This is a genomic window from Phycisphaerales bacterium, from assembly GCA_029268515.1.
In the GTDB taxonomy this organism is placed as follows: Bacteria; Planctomycetota; Phycisphaerae; order Phycisphaerales; family SM1A02; genus JAQWNP01.
The window spans coordinates 17,841-35,176 of sequence record JAQWNP010000016.1 but is presented as its reverse complement, the minus strand read 5'-3'; the positions used below and the strand labels follow the sequence as shown (position 1 = coordinate 35,176).

At 51.4% G+C, this 17,336-nt stretch carries 16 protein-coding genes; 13 read left to right on the top strand and 3 right to left on the bottom strand.

What is annotated here, in order from left to right; translation table 11 throughout:
* Nucleotides 1-16: 16 nt before the first annotated feature.
* The 11 genes from fliN (at nt 17) to P8J86_10295 (ending at nt 10,812) form a co-directional block, all read left to right on the top strand.
* Nucleotides 17-547 carry a flagellar motor switch protein FliN gene (fliN, locus tag P8J86_10345; protein MDG2055093.1) on the top strand — a complete coding sequence of 177 codons (531 nt, stop codon included), beginning with the start codon at nt 17-19 and terminating at the stop codon, nt 545-547.
* A 90-nt stretch (nt 548-637) separates the two neighbouring features.
* A complete protein-coding gene (locus tag P8J86_10340) occupies nt 638-1,555 on the top strand; it encodes a flagellar biosynthetic protein FliO (protein MDG2055092.1) in 918 nt (305 codons plus the stop codon).
* Nucleotides 1,552-2,448, top strand: a complete 897-nt coding sequence (gene fliP, locus P8J86_10335; protein MDG2055091.1) for a flagellar type III secretion system pore protein FliP — start codon at nt 1,552-1,554, stop codon at nt 2,446-2,448. The genes P8J86_10340 and fliP overlap by 4 nt, the downstream gene beginning before the upstream one ends.
* Nucleotides 2,449-2,458: 10 nt before the next feature.
* Nucleotides 2,459-2,710 (top strand): flagellar biosynthesis protein FliQ, encoded by a 252-nt coding sequence (gene fliQ, locus P8J86_10330; GenBank protein MDG2055090.1) that lies wholly within the window; start codon nt 2,459-2,461, stop codon nt 2,708-2,710.
* Between the two features lie 42 nt (nt 2,711-2,752).
* A complete protein-coding gene (locus P8J86_10325; GenBank protein MDG2055089.1) occupies nt 2,753-3,529 on the top strand; it encodes a flagellar biosynthetic protein FliR in 777 nt (258 codons plus the stop codon).
* A 6-nt stretch (nt 3,530-3,535) separates the two neighbouring features.
* The gene (flhB, locus tag P8J86_10320; protein ID MDG2055088.1) at nt 3,536-4,606 is read left to right on the top strand and encodes a flagellar biosynthesis protein FlhB; all 1,071 of its coding nucleotides are present in this window, start codon (nt 3,536-3,538) and stop codon (nt 4,604-4,606) included.
* A gap of 21 nt (nt 4,607-4,627) precedes the next feature.
* Nucleotides 4,628-6,802 carry a flagellar biosynthesis protein FlhA gene (flhA, locus tag P8J86_10315; protein MDG2055087.1) on the top strand — a complete coding sequence of 725 codons (2,175 nt, stop codon included), beginning with the start codon at nt 4,628-4,630 and terminating at the stop codon, nt 6,800-6,802.
* 52 nt (nt 6,803-6,854) lie between these two features.
* Nucleotides 6,855-8,333: a flagellar biosynthesis protein FlhF gene (flhF, locus tag P8J86_10310; GenBank protein ID MDG2055086.1), complete on the top strand. Its 1,479-nt coding sequence runs from the start codon at nt 6,855-6,857 to the stop codon at nt 8,331-8,333.
* Nucleotides 8,326-9,375 carry a MinD/ParA family protein gene (locus tag P8J86_10305; protein ID MDG2055085.1) on the top strand — a complete coding sequence of 350 codons (1,050 nt, stop codon included), beginning with the start codon at nt 8,326-8,328 and terminating at the stop codon, nt 9,373-9,375. The genes flhF and P8J86_10305 overlap by 8 nt, the downstream gene beginning before the upstream one ends.
* A gap of 104 nt (nt 9,376-9,479) precedes the next feature.
* Nucleotides 9,480-9,797, top strand: coding sequence for a hypothetical protein (locus P8J86_10300; protein MDG2055084.1), 318 nt, complete (start codon nt 9,480-9,482; stop codon nt 9,795-9,797).
* Between the two features lie 145 nt (nt 9,798-9,942).
* Complete coding sequence (locus tag P8J86_10295) at nt 9,943-10,812, top strand: FliA/WhiG family RNA polymerase sigma factor (GenBank protein MDG2055083.1); 870 nt, start codon at nt 9,943-9,945, stop codon at nt 10,810-10,812.
* Between the two features lie 16 nt (nt 10,813-10,828).
* Here the strand turns inward: P8J86_10295 and P8J86_10290 are convergent, their stop codons facing one another.
* A complete protein-coding gene (locus tag P8J86_10290) occupies nt 10,829-12,376 on the bottom strand; it encodes an aldehyde dehydrogenase family protein (GenBank protein ID MDG2055082.1) in 1,548 nt (515 codons plus the stop codon).
* 88 nt (nt 12,377-12,464) lie between these two features.
* Here P8J86_10290 and P8J86_10285 point away from each other — a divergent pair, with 88 nt between their 5' ends.
* Entirely contained in the window at nt 12,465-13,157 is a 693-nt protein-coding gene (locus tag P8J86_10285) for an NUDIX domain-containing protein (protein MDG2055081.1), read from the top strand.
* A gap of 11 nt (nt 13,158-13,168) precedes the next feature.
* Here P8J86_10285 and P8J86_10280 read toward each other — a convergent pair whose 3' ends face one another.
* Nucleotides 13,169-13,489, bottom strand: coding sequence for a hypothetical protein (locus P8J86_10280; protein ID MDG2055080.1), 321 nt, complete (start codon nt 13,487-13,489; stop codon nt 13,169-13,171).
* Nucleotides 13,490-13,578: 89 nt separating this feature from the next.
* Complete coding sequence (locus tag P8J86_10275; protein MDG2055079.1) at nt 13,579-15,288, bottom strand: ATPase, T2SS/T4P/T4SS family; 1,710 nt, start codon at nt 15,286-15,288, stop codon at nt 13,579-13,581.
* A 440-nt stretch (nt 15,289-15,728) separates the two neighbouring features.
* Here P8J86_10275 and P8J86_10270 point away from each other — a divergent pair, with 440 nt between their 5' ends.
* A complete protein-coding gene (locus tag P8J86_10270; protein ID MDG2055078.1) occupies nt 15,729-17,099 on the top strand; it encodes a hypothetical protein in 1,371 nt (456 codons plus the stop codon).
* The last annotated feature ends 237 nt before the right edge of the window (nt 17,100-17,336 follow it).

Genomic DNA, 17,336 nt, shown 5'->3' with positions numbered 1-17,336 from the left:
TTCGGAGACGCCAAGGATGGCCGACCAAGCAGATCAGGGCTTCACGCCGCAGTCACATCAGCCGCACGAGCAACCCAAGACACCACCAATTCCGTCTGCCGAGATGCCACCTACGGTTCCGGATGCTGATGATGCGCTAAAGCAGGTGTCGAAAGCAGCAGAAAAGGTGGCATCGACCTCACAGGATCCGCTCAATTCTTCAGCGGTGCCGACGGGGTTAGACATGCCAGAATTCGAACATTCATCGCACCCTAAGACAGCCCTCAATGGCGGGTCTCAGTTCAATGGAACTTCGGGTGCTGGACTTGATCGGCTCGATGACGTTGAGCTTGATGTTCGAATCGAACTTGGTCGGACGCGAATGTACGTGCAGGACGTGCTTCGTCTTAACGCGGACTCAGTGATAGAGCTAGAAAGGCCAGCTGGTGACCCTGTTGATATTCGAGTCAATGGACAGCTGGTTGCCCGTGGTGAAGTATTAGTAGTTGATGAGACGCTTTGTGTGAGAATTGGCGAGATTGTCGAGGAAGGCCATAGCAACAGGTAAGAAGTGAGATGGACTGGTGTTTTTTAGGCATCAGCGTAGAAGTCAGTACTGGTTCCGGATGGATTCGGAACCGAAATAGCCAGGGACGGCATGATGACCGCACGGGTCAGAGGACATTTGGGCGCTGTAATGCTCGCAATTGCGGGCATCTGCTCGTTAAGTGGTCTGGCCTTGGGCGTTCAGCAGCCTCCACTTCTAGAAGCCAATAATCCTGTTTCGGTGCCGGTCCAGCTATCAGTGCCCGAGGCTGAGGTTGCACAAGCAACAGCGTTGCCAGTGGCCAAAATTGAGCAACTTCCATTAGGGCATCCTCAGAAAAGTAGGGCACTTGGTATTGCTTCTGGTGCTGATGGCGATACGCCTGCTGTTGACTCTTACGATCCAACTCAAAATGAGGTGGTCCGCGTTCTTCTTGCGCTCGGTGGTGTACTGGCTCTGATCCTGCTTTTGCGTGCCGTTTTACGTCGCATGGGCGCTGCATCTGGAGTTGGATCGTTGGGTGGTCGACGGCCGTCTGGTGTACTTGAGGTCTTAGGGCGTTTCCCGACAGGGCGAAAACAATCGATGGTGCTCCTGAAACTCGGGCGTCGTATCGTTTTGGTGCATCAGACGCCCATGGGCATGCAATCATTAGCTGAGGTAGTTGATCCTGATGAAGTCGCGTCATTGCTGACTCGTGTTGAGGCAGGGCATGGTGTTCGGGGTGGAAAAAAGCCGGGGGCCGCGCTGAAGCGAATATTCTCCGCCAAGCGATCCAATACATCAGGCGATCAGTTCTCAAGCGTCTTAAAGGAGATGCAAGATGATCCCTGGGACGCTGTTGAAGCGGCGAATTCTGGAGATGTCGTGGCAAGCGGTCAGGATGTCCAGTCGGTTTTATCACGCGCGCCACGCCGTGAGACGGGTGTGGATGGTAGTGAGTTAGTTGACTTGACCCGCGCCGCAAAGATCAATCTTAAAAAGGGCGGGTCCGCTGGTTCTTCTCGTGGTGGGGAGGCTAGAAGATGACCCTTCGTCGATGGCATTTTCTTTCATTGCTTATCTGCTGTGGTGCGATTGCATTATTTACATCCTCACTTACAGCACAACAAGCCAATGTCGTTCAGATCTCACAAACAGATCCCGGTGCACTAAATAATCCCAACCCACTGACTGTTTTGCAGGATGTTGCAAACGCCATTCCAGGTACAGATGGGCGACTGAGTGCCGTACTTAACATCATGTTGTTGTTAACGGTTCTTGCGTTAGTTCCGTCAATATTGATTCTCTGTACTTGTTTTATTCGTCTCGTCATTGTTTTTGGATTGCTGCGTCAGGCATTGGGGACACAAGGGATGCCACCAAGTCAGGTGGTGGTTGGTCTGAGTCTCTTTCTCACCTTGGTGATCATGACTCCGACACTTGAGCGGATGTACGTTGAAGGTATTCAGCCTTATGCAGAAGGCAAAGAAACAAATTATGAGGTTGCATGGAATCGAACCAAGCAACCGCTTCGAGACTTCATGTTTGGACAATTAGAAGCGACCGGGAACTGGTCAAGTCTCTACATGATTCTCAACTACCGCGGTGTAGATACTTCTTCGCCAGAAGAACTGAAGCGCAGTGATGTAGACATGATCGCGTTGATACCTGCTTATGTGCTTAGTGAGTTGAAGACGGCGTTCTTGATTGGATTTCGAGTTTTTCTGCCGTTCCTTGTCATTGACATGGTCATTGCGAGCATTTTGATCTCCATGGGCATGTTGATGTTGCCCCCAGTTTTGATTTCATTGCCGTTTAAGTTGTTGTTGTTTGTGTTGGTCGATGGATGGGCGCTTGTAGCTGGTTCACTGTTGGCAAGTGTGGCTCAGGGTGAAGGTCCTGTGGATGTCACCGGGCAGATCTTTGGTAGTGGCCCGTAGGAGGTTTCGTATGGAAGCTGATGCAGTTGATATTGTCAGGCAAGCATTCATGCTTTCGCTACTGATCGCTGCGCCAATTCTTGGGGCTGGTTTGATTGTTGGCTTAATAATTAGTTTGTTGCAGGCCGTGACACAAGTGCAGGAGCAGACTCTGAGCTTCGTGCCCAAAATTGTTGCCATGGTCTTGGTGGCGGTGGCGATTCTTGGTTGGTTGACTGTGAAAATGACTGACTTCGCAATTGACATGTTTGTGTGGTTTTGACATGAGAGGGTTTAACGATGTCGAGCTTAAGGACTGATTTCATTGCAAGCGATTGCACCGCACATTCCCGCCGCACTTCTTGTGATCTTCCGAATCGGAGGACTCATGATGTTTGCGCCAGTTCTTGGTTCGAACCTCATTCCAGTGAAGTTCAAGGCGCTGCTTGCAGTGGTTCTAGGGCTCGCCATTTACGGGATTGTGAGCACGGGTCCGGTCAGTATGGGCGCCTTCCAGTTGAACCTTTGGTCGCTGGCACCCCTGATCGCACTGGAGATGATGATTGGTCTGCTGATTGGGTTTTTTGCAAGCCTGCCATTTGTCGGAGTGCAGATGGGCGGATTACTCATGGGGCAACAGATGGGGCTGGGCTTCGTGAGTTTTTACAATCCAGCCTCAGATTCGGACGCCGATCTATTGGGCCAGATTTTGTTCTTTATGGCGCTCGCAGGCTTCCTCATGATCGGTGGGCTCGACGCGATTGTGTACTGTCTATTACAGACCTTTCAGCACATTCCAATTGGCACCTTCACGCTCGGCGAGGAGACGATCGCCGTGATCCTGTCACTCTTATTGGCAGCGTGCGAAATGGCTCTCAGGATTGCGGCGCCGGTTCTGGCGATCATCTTTCTACAGAGTATCGCCATGGGATTTGTGGCCAAGACGGTGCCGCAACTGAACATTTTGAGCCTGGGATTTCCATTAAGAATTCTGATTGGTCTCGTCATTCTGATTGCAGGTCTTGTTGTGATTGATGAGGTCATCCTTGATGGGATGAACTCCATGTTGGGTACGCTTATGACTTGGGTGAAGGGACAGTAGCTTCGAATGTCGGAAGATCTAGGCGAAAAAACAGAACAGCCAACGGCGCGTCGGCTGAGTGAAGCAAGGAAAGAAGGCCAGGTTGCCCGAAGCCAAGATTTTTCTAGCGCGGTGCTCTTAGCAGCCATGACTTTGGCGTTGGCATTGGCAGCAATGCCAATGCTAGAAACAGCTGGAGTCATGATTAGGCATGCACTATCACCTGAAACCTTAGGCATCATGATTGATTCGAAGCAAACGAGTCATCTTGTGGCTGCGATGGGGCAGGCAACTGTCAAAGTTTTGGTCCCTGTATTAGTCGTGGCAGTCGTGGCAGCACTTGTTTCTCATATCGGTCAATTTGGTTTTATCTTTTCGAGTAAAGCGCTGGTCCCAAAGATAGAAAAGCTTAATCCAATCAGTGGTGCCAAACGAATTTATGGCATCAATGCGATCGTAAAAGCAGGCCTTGATTCATTCAAGGTGCTATTCGTGATGCTGGTCGCCATTTGGGCTGCATGGGATCATGCACCAGAGATTTTGGCATTGCCTCAGCATGGCGTTCTCGTAGCAGCTGCGGCGACCGGTTGGTTACTGCTTGATACGGCATTGCGTATGTTGGCAGTACTTTTTCTGTTGGGAATTCTGGACTTTATCTATCAGCGATGGAAGAACCGCCGTGATCTGCGAATGACCAAACAACAGGTCAAAGATGAGCTTAAGCAAACTGACGGTGATCCTGAGACAAAGCGCCGACGAATGAGAATACAACAGCAGATTGCAATGCATCGAATCAGTGCAGCGGTTCCAAAAGCGGATGTCATTGTCACGAATCCAGAACACATTTCGATTGCCTTGTCATATGACAGCACCAACATGGAGGCGCCACGGGTGCTCGCTAAAGGTGCTGATTTTATGGCCATGCGAATTCGAGCAATTGCGACCGAGCACAACATCCCCATTGTGGAGCGTAAGCCACTGGCAAGAGCGCTGTATCGCGAGGTTGAGGTTGGTGAGGAAATACCAGAATCATTTTTTCAGACTGTGGCCGAGATTCTGGCCTATGTCTATCGATTACAGGGACGAATGGCGGGATAGCAAGGCGCGTAACAAGTCAACATGCAGGATCTAGTTCGTAAATCATCATCTCCGCTGACAGTTTTTCTGGCTGTGGTGATTCAATACAAGCACTTCTTAGTTCCATTGGCCATTCTTGGTTTAGTGGCGGTTTTGGTAGTACCAATGCCGCCGTTCATGCTCGATGTCCTTCTGTCATTCAATATCTCATTGGCGGCCATTATCTTGCTGACTACGGTCTACATGAGCGAGCCGCTCGAATTCAGTGTCTTTCCCGCTCTTTTACTCGGCACAACGCTCTTCAGGTTAGTGCTCAACATTGCTTCAACGCGACTCATTCTTTCTGCGGACGCCACGACGCCAGCCGAAGCAGCTGGCGTTGCAGGTGAAGTGATTGAGGCTTTCGGCACGTTTGTTGCTGGATCTTCTTTGGTGGTTGGTGTCATTATTTTCCTGATACTGATCATTGTGCAGTTTGTGGTCATTACCAAAGGTGCGACGCGCATGAGTGAAGTCGCCGCAAGGTTCACGCTCGATGCAATGCCTGGCAAACAAATGGCTATTGACGCAGATCTTTCAGCTGGGTTGATCGATGAGAAAGAAGCACGTTTGCGGCGTACGACAATCATGCGTGAAGCAGACTTCTATGGTGCGATGGATGGTGCCAGTAAGTTTGTTCGTGGTGACGCAATTGCGGGCATCATCATCACGCTGGTTAATATTCTGGGTGGTTTTGCAATTGGAATGTTTTACAAGGGCTGGTCCTTTGGCGCCTCTGTTGATGTTTTCACGAAATTGACCATTGGTGATGGCTTGGCGAGCCAAATACCATCTTTCATTATCGCAGTTGCTGCTGGACTGATTGTTGCCCGAAGTGGCGAGCGTCAGCGTCTTGGTGATGCGATTCCCGAGCAGCTGACGAGTCAGCCGGTGGCACTGTTCATGGTGTCGGGCTTTCTTGCGTTGCTTGCGTTTACTCCTTTGCCATCGTTCCCATTGCTGGTGGCATCTGGATTGCTTGCGAGCATTGGTTATCTGCAGTGGCGTGGTACCAAACAACAAGAAATTGAGGCCAATGTTTCTGAGGCCGTCTCCGATCAGAGTGCGACTGAGGAAAAAGTGGAGATGCTGCTGGATGTCGATCCGCTTGAAGTTGAAATTGGCTATGGACTTGTTCCGATGGTTGATGCGGCTTCTGGCGGAGATTTGCTCGACCGTATCTCAATGGTACGGCGTCAGTTGGCGGTTGAACTTGGCATTGTTATGCCGCCGATTCGTATTCGGGACAATATGCAGTTGGGACCAAATCTGTACCGAGTGAAACTTCGTGGTGCGGAGATTGGAGAAGGGACAGCGTATCCCAATCTCTTGATGGCGATGGATTCTGGTGTCACAACTGGCGCCATTGACGGCATCAGTGAACGCGAGCCAGCATTTGGTTTGCCTGCGATTTGGATTGAGCCACAAGCCAAGCCGCGGGCAGAGATGCTTGGCTACACCGTTGTTGATCCCACCAGTGTCATGGCAACCCATGTCACGGAGTTGGTGAAGGCACATGCGGATGAACTACTGAGTCGAGAAGAAGTTAATCATCTTTTAGATCAGCTACGGAAAAGAACTCCAAAGCTCGTTGAAGAGGCGGTGCCAGCGGTTGTCACAACCAGTCAGCTTCAGAAAGTGCTTCAAGGATTGTTGCAAGAGCGCGTTCCAATACGCGACCTTGAGACAATTGTGGAGACCCTGGCAGACTGGGCGCCCCAAACCAAGGATATTGTGGTCCTCACAGAGTATGCCCGCCATGCACTGCGGCGCACGATCTCCGCTCAATGGGCAGAAGTTGATGCAGAAGGAAAGGCTCGTTTGTTTGTGGTCACGATGGATCCTTCCCTTGAAGAGCAAATCGGTGGGTATATAGATCGAAGTAATGCGGGCACATCGCTCAATATGCCGCCTGCACTTGCGGCTGCGATTGCTCGAAGTGTTTATGAAGCCAGTGAGTCCCTTGTGCGAGATGGACACCAATTAATTGTGTTGGCATCACCAGCTGTTCGCGCACAGGTCAAGCAAATACTTGATGCCCACCTTCCCGGGTCATCAGTTTTAGCGTACAACGAAATTGTTAAAGGACTTGATGTTGAATCATTTGGTCTCGTTCAAGTGGCAGCCGCTGAAACGGCTACGCCCAACCAGGCGGGAGCAGCTGTAGACGTTGCGTAGATTGGATGGGCTGTTCCAGTGCAGCCCCATGGAAAATCAGGAGATCGATGTAGTGAAGAAGATCTATAGAGCCTATTCAATGACCCAGGCACTTGCCGCAGTGCAAGCTGATCTCGGTGGAAAGGCAGTCATTACCACAACGCGAAGCTATCGACGCGGTGGATTTATGGGTATCGGTGGGCGTCAAGTGGTTGAGGTCACTGCCCAGTTGCCCAAGACTCCAGCGGCTTCCAAAGAGCGACCCAAGCCAACTCCCTCGCCAAAGCCACCGGCGGCTAAGACAGCGACTGTGTCTCAGTCCATGGCGGGGCGCGCCTATTCGGCCAGTAGAGAGCCAGGCAAGGCTCGTGAGCGACTCTCAATCGCAATGACGCCAAATACGATGCCGGTCCCGGAGTCTCTTGCTACGCCGCCTCAGCGAGGTGCAGAGGCGCCTGTGATCGGTCTTCAGCAAAAAAGTTCTAGTCAGGTTGTACAAGCAGTTGCTTGTCGGCAGCAGTCTCGTTTGCCTGGATCACCGCAGCGTTTCATGCTCCAGCCCCAACAGGAGTTATCAGGGGTAACGAGCAAGGCTGCTGGTGACGCGAACTCGGTGGAAGATTCAGTCGATGATGCGGCAGACAGAGTGAGCCACTCGATGCAGCAAGAGCTTGAGTCAATAAAGTCAATGGTTTCAACAGTGCTGGATCGCCAAGAGAATATTCATGCGGCACCGACGAAACTACCTGAAGAACTCTTTGAGCACTACCTTCACCTCGTCTCGCAGGATCTATCGGATCAGCTTGCTGAGGAAGTTTTAATGACAGTTGCTGGTGAACTCAGCGGAGATGAGATCGGTCAAGAAGAAGTTGTGCGGGCATCGATTCAGGAGCATCTCGCAGCCTTAATCCCAGTCGGTGAGGATGTGAGGCTCCAGGTTGGCCGGCCGGGTGAGCCTCGGGTGATTGTCTTGGTTGGTCCCACAGGTGTCGGAAAAACAACAACGGTGGCCAAGCTCGCCGCCGCTTGCAAGCTTCACGGAAGGCATTCTGTTGGCCTCATCACTGCTGATACCTATCGAATCGCCGCCGTTGACCAGCTGCGAACCTATGCCAATATCATTGGTCTGCCGTTAGAGGTCGCATTGACGCCTGCTGATATGAAGCAAGCAATTCACGCCCTCCGCGGATGCGAGCTGATCTTGGTGGATACGGCTGGGAGAAGCCAAAACGACAAGGATAAATTGGCTGAGCTTCGAGAGATGATTACAGCAGCAGATCCAGATGAAGTGCATCTGGTTCTATCCGGTACAGCAGGGCAGCGCGTCCTGATGCGGGAGGCTGAGGCCTTCTCCCCAGTTGGTATTGACCGAATTGTGCTCACAAAGCTCGATGAGGCGGTGAGTTTTGGCATGTTAGTGAATGTAATTCGCCAGGTTGGTGCTACTCTGAGCTTTATGACTACTGGCCAGGAGGTTCCGGATCACATCGAACCGGGATCTGCGAGCCGCTTAGCTGAACTTGTAATGGAGGGTTCTCTCGTCAATGCATGATCAAGCATCGAACCTACGTTCGCTCGTACAGTCCGCCGGTGAAACTGGCGGTGCTGTCGGCACTATGGGAGGGGTTCGTGTGCTAGAGCGGTCTACTGAAGATAGCGGCTCAGCAGCAAGGCGGGAAAGCGCTGCCTTTGTCAGTTTGGGCCCGTCTGCAGTCAAACAGCAAAAGCAATCGATTCGTCTGGCCCATGCAGTGGCCGTCTGTTCTGGTAAAGGTGGTGTTGGTAAAAGCAACATCTCTATTAATCTTGCTGTTGCGCTCAGCCAGTTTGGATTAAGAGTCTGTGTACTTGATGCAGATCTCGGTATGGCAAATGCGGATGTGCTTTGTAACCTCACACCAAACGTGACATTGGAACATGTGATTTCTGGTCGAGCACGTCTGGTTGATGCAATGGTTGCGGCGCCAGGCGGTTTTCGACTCATCCCTGGTGCGTCTGGTGTGGCAGGCGTTGCTGATCTGGGGCCAATGGCGCGTCATCGTTTGTTGGAACAGTTATCGGTGTTAGACCGCTCAGCTGATGTATTACTTATTGATATTGGCGCTGGTATTGGTGCCAACGTAGTTGACTTCGCTGCTGCGGCGCATACCACGCTCGTCGTGACAACACCTGAGCCGACAGCAATCACTGATGCGTACGGCATGATCAAATCACTTTGTGAATCCATGCCAAATGCGCAGATTGAATTGGCAGTGAATATGGCCGACTCATGGGAGGAGGGCCGAGATGTCTATGAGCGAATCAATCGTGTCTGCCGGACCTTCTTGCGGCGAGAAATTGCATTGGGTGGTGTGATTCCACGTGATACAGCAGTGATCAATGCAGTCAAAGAGCGTGTCCCTTTTATGCTTACGGAACCAGATGGACTTGCCGCACGGGCCATCGTGGCGGTCGGTCGAGGTTTGATTGGACTCGATCGTTCTGCGGCATTCGAGGTTGAGGGGGGGTTCTTTTCTCGACTGGCAGGCCGAATGGGTTCCAGTCGAGAAAAAAGAAAATTCCAGAAGTGGCGGTCAGCGGCTCGATCAGATTAGGTGGCGAGGAAAAAAGAGTCATTGTTTGACTTTCTGGGCCTCTGTCAGCGCGTTTCTGGCATTACTAGGGTGGGGCCTCTGCCCTTTAGCGGAGAAAGTTCAGCGTGAGCGGTATTTCCCAAGTTGTTGCCACATGCTTTGCCTTAACGGCGTTTGCAGTTGCAATGGTATCCGGCTTGATCGTTGATAATCCACCATTAACAGTGCTTGTTAGGTCTTTGATCGTATTGATTGTCTGTTATGGATTAGGTTGGCTTGTTGGCAGTGGGGTTGCGCGAACGATGCTATTGAGTAGCGATAGTGACGCACCTGCTGATATTGATCAGGAGCATTTTGGCGACTCTTCAGAAGCGTCTTCAAAGGAGGAAATTCAGGTGTCTTCAGGGGTGGCTGAGGACGAAAAGATCCCCGCGCCATTGTGACAAACGAACTATTTGGAAGCCCGTCAATCTGACGTGAGTGGCTTTCTACTTGAGCGAAGTGTTACAATTGCGGTATAGTCACTAACACACGCCCGTCATGGATCGACGGGTTGGCAAGGACTGCCAGTGGTCAAGGAGACGGCCAATGCCGAAGACGAAGCCCCCAGAGGCAAGGCGATCAAGCGGCGCTGCAAGCAACGCTCGACGCAATAAAAAGTCGAGAGCAAAACGTACTGGTGTATCTGGTACATCGCTTTCGGAACAACCCATACAAGACGTATGGCGTGAATACAAGAAAACCAATGCAACCGAGATTCGTTCTTTTCTCATACAGAACTATCTTGAGATTGTGCGCTATACAGCTGAGCGTATGCATATGCGCTTGCCTGCAGAAGTAGACGTCGATGACCTGATGTCTTCTGGCGTTTTTGGTTTGATGGATGCAATTGACGCCTACGATCTTGAACGCGGAGTGAAATTCGAGACCTATTGTGCCCAACGTATTCGCGGCGCCATCTTTGATGAGCTACGCGCTATGGATTGGGTACCCCGATTGGTTCGATCTCGTACCGCAAAAGTTGATCGAGCCCGCAAGTCGCTGGAGATGAGGCTGGGCCGCAAGCCAACCGAAGACGAAATCTGTGGGTCGATGGAGATTGATCAAAACGAATTTCAGAAGCTCTCTCGAGACTCGTCGCCAGTTGGTGTGGTGTCACTGAACCGCAAATGGTTTGAGACGGATTCCAGTAAAGACGTTCGTGAGATCGATGTGATCAAGGACAAGCGGCAAAATAATCCGCTGTCAGAATTACAGCGGGGCGATCTGAAATTGCTGCTCACCAAAGGGCTCTCCCGAGCCGAGCGTTTGATTGTTGTCTTGTACTACTACGAAGAAATGACGATGAAAGAGATTGGCACAACACTGGATCTCTCTGAGTCACGTGTAAGCCAAATGCACTCATCAATTCTGGCAAGACTTAAAGCGCAGATGCAACACAGAGACAAAGACCTGTAATTCGGTTTTTCTTGGTTTACCCGAATTCAATGCCTTGCGCGAGCGGCATGTCTGCACCGTAGTTGACCGTACAGGTCTGTCGACGCATGTAGGCCTTCCAGGAATCGGAACCCGATTCGCGGCCACCGCCGGTGTCTTTTTCACCTCCGAACGCGCCACCGATTTCGGCTCCACTGGTGCCGATGTTGACATTGGCAATGCCACAATCAGAGCCATCAGGAGAAAGGAATCGCTCAGCAGAGCGAAGCGATGAGGTGAAGATGGCACTTGAGAGTCCTTGGTCAACATCATTGTGCATTTCGATCGCAGTATCGAGATCATCAAACTCAAAGATGTAGAGCAGCGGGGCGAAGGTCTCTTCTTTTGTAATGGTGGGGTGCACGCCTTTGGGTACGCGTACAATCGTGGGCTCAACAAAGTTGCCGGGTGCATCCTTAAAGCGATCAACACCCTCAACACCGCCAGTGAGAACCTGGCATCCTTCTGCAACAGCTCGCTCAATGGCATCACGCATCGCGACGACAGATTGGTTATTGATGAGCGGCCCCATCAAGGTGCCTTTATCGAGAGGGTTGCCAATTGGCACACTCTTGTAAGCGGGCACGAGCCGTGTGGCGACCTCGTCAACAATATCACTGTGGCAGATCAGGCGTCGGGTCGACGTACATCGTTGCCCGGCGGTTCCGACGGCACCAAAAAGTACGCCCGGTAGCAGCATATCCATGTCTACATCGTTCATGACGATGATGGCATTGTTGCCTCCCAACTCAAGGAGGGATCGGCCGAGTCTGGCAGCAACACGTTCGCCAACGATGCGCCCCATGCGGCATGACCCTGTTGCGCTAATAAGTGGTAGGCGTCGGTCATCCACCATTGTCTCGCCAACCTCTGGATCGGTACCAATGACAAGGCCAAAGATATCGGCAGGGTCGCAATCTGGTGGATTGAAAATGTCTTGGTTACGCATGACATCATGTGCAATGTTTGTCATCGCAATTGCAGTTAATGGTGTGGCGAGACTTGGTTTCCAAATCATCGCATCTCCGCAAACTGCTGCAAGCATTGCGTTCCATGCCCACACAGCTACTGGAAAATTAAAGGCTGTGATGATGCCAATTGTTCCGAGTGGTTGCCATTGCTCGAACATTCTGTGTTGAGGTCGCTCGGACTGGATAGTAAGTCCATACAGTTGACGAGAAAGACCGACGGCAAAATCTGCAATGTCGATGCACTCAATGACTTCGCCAATGCCCTCTGCCTTGATTTTGCCCATCTCAAGAGTCACAAGCTCGCCCAGTGGATCGCACTGATCGCGGAATGCATTACCCATGCGACGCACAAGTTCACCTCGCTTGGGCGCTGGAATGCGCCGCCAATGAAGCTGTGCCTTGATGGCTCGTTGAACAGTTTCGTTGTACGCCTGTTTGTTTTGCAAGCGGACAGCGGCAATTGGTTCATCGGTTGCTGGGTTGGAGGAGATTACACAGTCGTCACCAGCTGTGGCAGCATCGACGACGAGTGGGTGACGGTAAAGATCGGCAGATTGAAGTAGTTCTTGGCTCATTCCGGCATTGTAGCTCGGCCTGCGGTGCTGCGTAGGTTGGCCGGCCGACGGGCTTATCAGACCGGGCTCCTGTCCCTAGAATCTAGGAATGGTCACCGTATTGCGTAAGCCCCCTGAGCTGGTCTGGTCAAAGGCCAGCTATGAGCCAGATTCTGATTATCTGGACCAAGCAGCGACCCGCTGGGCCAGCTTCTGTGAGCGGCACCCCAGCGCTTTTGATGGGCTGATCACCCATGTCGCAGCCGTCCATCGAAGTGGATGTGGGGGCGCCACGCTTCACGTGCAGCCATGCCCATACCGGTTCCATGCAGTTCAAGGGGCCGGGTTTGATCTTGGCGTGCGTGCTTTAGGTGTGACTGGTCTTGTGGCTCGAGGAGGTTGCCTGCTGATGGGGCAGCGCAGTGAGCATGTCGCTCACTATCAGGGCATGTGGGAATTTGGTCCCAGTGGTGGGGTCGAACCTGAAAAGGGTGTGGTGCAGAGTCTCGCAGAGGAGATCACTGAAGAAGTAGGGTTGAAGATGAGAGGCCTTCCGGTTGCAAGGGCATTACTTCGTGACCAGCGGCTTCGCACTTGGGAATTGGTCTATGAGGTTCAGGTGAATGAAGACTCACCTGGTACAAGTGGGGAGTACACAGATGTTCGATGGGTTGATCTTGCATCTGATCTGCCGCATCCATTGAGTCCTTTTGCCGCTCAACTTATTGCGAAGTTGGGGCAATGGAACAAGGGCAACGCAGTTGCAAAGCTTGATGAGAAAAAGTCAGATGAGCGTACTTAGCGAAACGAAAGTTAGTTGACCTTCGCATCCAGGTATTTTTCGACACTCTTGAGATCCGACAGGATCTGAGGAGACACGTGAAGCGTGAATGATGAGCCTTCTTTGGTGTCTGCGAGACGGGTCGCTTTTGCTCGAGCGGTCCAACGCTTACCTGCACGGATATAGGTGTTGTTGGTCACGAGTCGCCGGCGTTTTGCCAGTGCTTTTCGTGCCCCTTGTACCTCCGTCTGCATGCCAACCAACCGCTCAAGCGTTTTCTTGGCCTTCGTGGGCATGTGTCCGGAAGTAATGGTGAAGGTCACCGTTTGATTAGATGTGTAGGTATCAGTCATAGTCTTCAAATCCGTTACATCGCCTCTGGGGGCCGGTTCTTGATGGCGGAGCATCCTAACAGGTGCGGCGCCAAGGGCAAGAGAATCCTCTAGTTTGACCCGGAGACACGCTCGATCTCATCAAAGTTGGTCAATCCCTGAGCAACCAGCCCAAAGCCGTAGGCCTCCAGTGACATAAAGTGGCCCTGCTCAGCCAGCTGCCTGATTCCCTGGATCGTGGGGGTCTTGAGAATTTGATCCCGCATCTGGTCATTGATATCAAGGAGCTCAAACAAAGCTCGGCGGCCGGTAAACCCTGTGAGAAGGCATCGCTTACAGCCGCGGGGAGAATAGATTTCACCCACACCTTCAAGTGCTTTGCCCATACGTAGATTCTGAGCTGGAGTCGCTGCTACTTTCTTTTTGCAAGCTGGGCAAAGCAACCGGACCAGCCGCTGGGCAACGATCAGATTCAGAGCATTTGCCACCAGATAAGATTCCATACCAAGATCAAGAAGTCGGAAAATTGCACCAATGGAGTCTTTTGCATGCACGGTCGTGTAGACCAGGTGGCCAGTCATTGATGCTTGCATTGCGACCGTTGCTGTTTCAATGTCCCGAATCTCGCCAACAAAGATGACATCTGGATCCTGACGTAATACTGATCGCAGAATAGTGGCGAAAGTGTTGCCTTGTTTGTGGTCGATTGGGATCTGCGTACAACCATCTAGGTAGTACTCCACGGGATCTTCAATCGTGATCGCATTACGTTGGTCTACATCGACTTCACGTAGGCAAGAGTAAAGGCTTGTGGTCTTTCCAGATCCGGTTGGCCCGCAAGCGAGCAAAAGTCCGGCATCCTTTGTCGCCATAACGCGGAGTTTTTCGTACATCCAGGGCACCATGCCAAGCTCATGTAAGCGACTGGGTGCATTGCTCGAGTCAAGAACCCGAATGACGAGCTTCTGGCCATGCATTGAAGGGGTCAGGCTGACACGATAGTCCACGCGCCTTCCGCCAACTGCAACAGAGAAGTGTCCGTCTTGGACAGTATTTTTCTGGCTCGTATCAATTTCACAGAGAATTTTAACAATTCCAAGGACACGCTTAAAGAGCGTGGCGCTCATATGTACGGCTGAGAGCATGTATCCATCAACCCGGAGTCGAATTGTGGCGCCTTCTCTACGTGGTTCAACATGAAGGTCTGTTGCACGAGAGCGGAAGCATGCAAGCAGCATCAAACGAAAGACGCGAACACCCTCGCCGGCGCCTTCATCTGAACCACTTTCAAGACCTGATGCTTCTGCCTGATGCATCGTGACCCCGCGATTATCAACGAGGCTAATATCATTTTCATCAAATGATTTGTCGTGCCCAGCAGCAATGATCTCTCGCAATTTTACTTCATAGTCAGTTTGGGCATCAGTGACTTCGTCGGAAAGATCAATGGTGGCAACTGGTTCGCTGAATGCTGGTGCTTCCTCGATCGCGACCTCGAAATCTGGTACATCAGGTCGTTTATTTGGATGTCTTTGCTCGGGATCAATGAAACGCAATTCGCTCGATCCAATACGAACTACGTCGCCGTTATCGAGCATATCTCTTTCAACACGATCTTCATTGAGCTTGGTGCCATTGCGTGATTTCAAGTCCTTGATGCAATAACCATCATCTGTTGGCTCGATAACACAATGGCGTCGGCTGGTCTGATCATCTTCCAAAGTAAGCTTGTTATCAGCATGGCGGCCGATCGTCAGGGGGCTACCATCAAGTGCTAATCTTTGGGTGCCGGATTTCGTTTTGACCTCAAGATAGGCCATCTGGGCTGCGCTCCTCCCGTTCGCGGGTCGAATTGAATTCACATGTGTGTGCCAGTGTATCTCAGGACGGCTACTTCTTATGAGGGTAGGGTCGTTTAAAGGCCATAGATGCCTCTATCGGCCAAAGTCGTACTCGATACCAGATCTCCGGGGGCCCGTTTGCCACCCAATATCAATGTTTTTGGTTCGAGAAAAGGGCTAAAAAGGCGATTTCGGCTGACTTCATTCGCTCGGGCCTGATAGTGGAGGTAGAATAGACGGTGAAGAGGCGTGAGGAGTCATACATTGTCCACGAATGGTGATGTATGAGAGAGGAAAGAGAGAATCCGGTAGTTGCAGCATCTTGTTTTGGCAGTTGTTTCGGGGTCTGCCTGATTTGTCAATGCCCAGTCTGCTGGTCTCTGAGAAGGTGAACAGGGGCGGAGAATGCGTGGTCTCCAATGAGTGGATTGGTACGACTGAGTCGTCATAGTCTAGCTCCCTTATTTGTTGTTCTGGCAGCAGTAACCGCAATCGTTATTGGCTCGGTGGTCATCGCTTCGCCCTTAAAAAATCAGGACCGTCAGATTATTGATGTGGTGATTGACGCGACGGTCGGCAATGTGGGTGCTCTGCAGGCTGGCGCTTCGGGGCAGATGCGTAGGCAAGCCGTCTATCAGGACCTTCAGCTGGCTCTCAGTGAGACCGATCTCTCCTGGAATGTCGTTCGCGACATTGAAACCGCTGCGTCAAAGCGAATGCATCCAGTTGCATCGATCTCCAGCGAGATCGTGGTAAGAACGGTGGCAACCTACCTCCATGTACCTAGTCAGTTCGATACGATTCAAACTGCAATCAATGCCTCTATCTCAGGTGATGAGATTGTGGTCGCCCCAGGTCGTTATAACGAGGTGTTGAACCTGAACGGTCGCGCCGTCAGAGTGCGAAGTGATGCAGGTGCTGACCTTACGATTATCGACGGCACTGATCTTAACGATAGTGTGATTAAGTGCATTAGTGGCGAAGGTCCAACAACTGTCATCGAAGGCTTTACAGTGACCGGCGGAACAGGTGATCCAACGCTGTTCGGGTTGGGCGTTACGGTTGGTGGCGGCATGCTCAATATTGATAGCTCGCCACGTATTATCGACTGTAAATTCAGAGGCAACCGGGCTACCTACAATGGCGGTGGCATGTACAACGGTTACCAGAGTCGTCCTACGCTCGCCGGTTGCGATTTTGTCAACAACCGTGCGGAAAAGGGTGCTGGTATTTATAGTTCAAACAGTTCTATTGAAGTAACTAATTGTTCATTTAGCTCCAACGTTGCTGCGTATGGTGGCGGAGCTATGTACAACAGTAATGACACACGAACGCTGGTCTCTTCTTGTCAATTTCGCAATAACTCAGCGGCTTACAACGGTGGTGCAATTTACGACTATGCCAGCCACTCATCAGTGTCTGATTGTACTTTTAGTCAGAATGCGGCTCACTACAACGGTGGTGGCATGTACCGTGGTTTACAAAGCCGAGCCTCAATACAGAACTGCATATTCTTGACGCCCAATGATGATATTGCCGGCTCTGGTCACTGGATGGCCGATTCAGTATTTGTGTTGGGCGCATGTTGTATTGGTTCAAGCTGTCTCGAGGTTACAGAGAAGGCCTGTGAAAAGGCTGGTGGTACTTGGACTGGTTCTGATTCATCTTGCCGTGACGCACAAGCAATTTGTCCTGACTTCTTCATTTCTGACATCAATCACGATGGAGAAGTGAATCAACAAGACGTTGAGCAGCTGCTTGAGGATATTGGCAACTGCAGAACACCATAAACAAGTGGTTCAAGCGAACCTGCGATCGCAAGGTCGTTCTAAGAGGCTTGGCTTTCGCCCTGCTCGAGGAGCTGCCCTGCATTGTTTTTAGCAGCCATATTGTTTTCTGGACTGCTGGTAACAAGAGAGCCGCTAAAGCCAGCTTCAATGGTCATAAACAAGGTTTGCGGGCAACAGATAGCTCTGTTTTGATATCATATCGTCCTTAAGACCAGACTAGAGCAACCTTACAAAACC